Source organism: Paraburkholderia sp. RL18-085-BIA-A (assembly GCF_046027075.1).
In the GTDB taxonomy this organism is placed as follows: Bacteria; Pseudomonadota; Gammaproteobacteria; order Burkholderiales; family Burkholderiaceae; genus Paraburkholderia.
In genome coordinates, this window is record NZ_JARESU010000358.1 from 1 (window position 1) to 2237 (window position 2237).

Genomic DNA, 2237 nt, shown 5'->3' on the forward strand with positions numbered 1-2237 from the left:
GCGAACCCGATATACATCGGCAGCACTGCAGCCAGATCAGGCTGGCGCCGTAGCGTGGCGATATCGAGTAGCGTCTGGAACGGCCGGACCAAAAACCGTGGCGCATCGGTATAGGTCAGTATGGCGGTGTGGATGTGCAGCGCGAGCATCGCCAGGCCGCAAAGCAGCATTAGAGCGGCCGTCAGGAGATAGCCACGATAAATTTCCCAACTGCGTTTAAGGAAGCGGCGATGCGCGTGCGCTGTGCCACCGCTCGCTGACATCGCGCAATAAGCGGCGGCGCTCGCATAGCCGCCGAGAAAGACGAAGACCTCGGCCGCGTCGCAAAATGCATAGGTATGCAGTGTCAGATGCGAGAGCGCACTGTGCGAGACGTGGTCGAGTGTAATCACGATCAGCGCCAGGCCGCGCAGGAAATCGACGCTCGTTGAACGAGCGGGATTTCGACTCATGGTGAAACTCCGCTTGATGCTGTGTGGACGTGACGGTTGAGGCCGCGGAGATTGCGCCGGGCCGGCCGAGCAGCCGCCAAGGGTGTTCACGAATCGGCTTCGTGTCGGGCTTTGTCGTTTCCGAACCCTATCTCACCGCCTGAGCCGCGTCAGTCGGCGCAGTCCTCTTTGATCGGGCAGGGATAGGCTTCGGGCCTGAAGGCTTGCCACTCGGGAATCACAGGTGCCCAATCGTCGAGGGCGGAAAAGTCTTCGATGTGTGTGGATTCGTTCATGATGATTTTCCAGTGTGTGCGATCGGGCCAACCGCGGGTATTACGGGCGGCCAAAGTCAATCTGATAGCGTTGAAAACAACTCTAGGCGGCGCTGTCAACTTGCCAAACTTCGTCGATGAAGATGCATGAGGGACTGCGGCTTAGAAAGAATTCGACAGAGTTTGGGCGACGTTGGTAAATTCACGCCATGCGACGAACCGGGCCGCGAGGTGTTTGCGATAAAGAGAAGCACGCATCAGATGTCGTTTCAGTGCGAAGTGCTGCGCGGATCGGACCGAAGCTCGACAGGAAGGCCTGCGTGCGCTTCGGGTCGCGAAAGCCACGCACGCCCCGAAGGAAGTCCCCTTGGGGGATGCGCCGCTCGCGCCCCCGCGTGGGCTGATGGCTGTTCTCCGCACGGTTGTTGACACGAGCCGCAGCCTTGACGAACACGTGTCTCACGTTGACCAACTCCGGAATGTCGGCTTTCGCTGCCGGATAGCTGCGCAATTGATCCGTGACGATCTTGCGTGGCACCGGGTTGCAGCGCAGCAAACGCTTGAAGAATCGTTTGGCGGCGGTCTTGTCGCGCCGCTGTTGCAGCAAGAAGTCGAACTCGACGCCGTGCTCGTCGACTGCACGCCAAAGCAGGTACGGTTCGCCACGCAGGGTGACGAACATTTCGTCGAGGTGCCACGTGCTACCCGGCTTGCGGCGTGCCGCTTTCACCCGATGGGCGAAGCCCGCGCCGAATTTCTCGCACCAGCGGCGAATCATCTCGTAGCTGACCGTCACGCGGCGCTCGAACAACAACTCTTCGATGTCGCGCAGGCTGAGCTGGAACCGGAAGTACCACCGCACCGCATGGCTGATGACCGTCGCTGGGAACCGGTGGCCGTGATAAAGCGATTTCGTCTTCGCAATCCCACTATGTTACGCGAACACCTCCGCTAACGTGACAGCGCCCGCGCATTCAATGGTGAGCGTAGATCGGATCCGCGTCGTTCGATGCGAGCAGCGCGCCGGCCTGCGAAGCGCCCGTCGTCACGCCGCCAAGTGACGACGCCTCGGGCGTTTGGCTGTGCGCCGCGATCTTCGCCTCGGCCGTCTGAAGGTCGGCGGGATAGTACGGATCGGTCGCTGCTGGACGATATCCAGCTTGTTCGACCAGGACAAGATCGGCTTGCACCTGGGCGCGGGTCACCGGCGCATTGGCGGTTTGGGCAAACGCGAATGCAGGCGCACTCAGCGCGCAGGCAATCAGTACGGCCTTGATCAGTGCTTTCATGATGGTTCCCCTTCGAGAGCGTAGTGGCCGCATTCACCATGAACGAGACCTCGAGCCTCTCCATCGGCGTCGATGAAGAGTTGCCTTCATTCTCGGCAGCGGCGCCTGTCCCGATGCTGACCCGCCCGTTACAAGATCGTTATCATTTCCGGCCGCGGGGCGCCCCTGCTGCCACTAGCGACCGTCGCGCCGACTTATAATTTGCCGGTCAGTCACCCGATTACGCACCATACGGCTCTGTC

The 2237-nt window shown here is 60.8% G+C and carries 3 protein-coding genes and 1 pseudogene; all 4 read right to left on the reverse strand.

Annotation, left to right across the window (positions count from 1 at the left end):
* Positions 1 to 542, reverse strand: a 542-nt coding sequence (opgC, locus tag P0D89_RS52340) for an OpgC domain-containing protein (RefSeq protein ID WP_408379518.1), incomplete at its 3' end; no start/stop codon positions are given.
* Between the two features lie 59 nt (positions 543 to 601).
* On the reverse strand, positions 602 to 727 hold the full coding sequence (locus tag P0D89_RS52345; RefSeq protein ID WP_408243214.1) for a hypothetical protein: 126 nt from the start codon (positions 725 to 727) through the stop codon (positions 602 to 604).
* A gap of 141 nt (positions 728 to 868) precedes the next feature.
* Positions 869 to 1631: pseudogene (locus P0D89_RS52350) on the reverse strand (IS6 family transposase).
* Positions 1632 to 1680: 49 nt separating this feature from the next.
* On the reverse strand, positions 1681 to 1995 hold the full coding sequence (locus P0D89_RS52355) for a DUF4148 domain-containing protein (RefSeq protein WP_408243215.1): 315 nt from the start codon (positions 1993 to 1995) through the stop codon (positions 1681 to 1683).
* Positions 1996 to 2237: the final 242 nt, after the last annotated feature.

Coding starts and splice junctions, on each gene's coding strand:
- P0D89_RS52345 (WP_408243214.1), bottom strand. CDS start 727: ATGAACGAATCCACACACATCGAAGACTTTTCCGCCCTCGACGATTGG.
- P0D89_RS52355 (WP_408243215.1), bottom strand. CDS start 1,995: ATGAAAGCACTGATCAAGGCCGTACTGATTGCCTGCGCGCTGAGTGCG.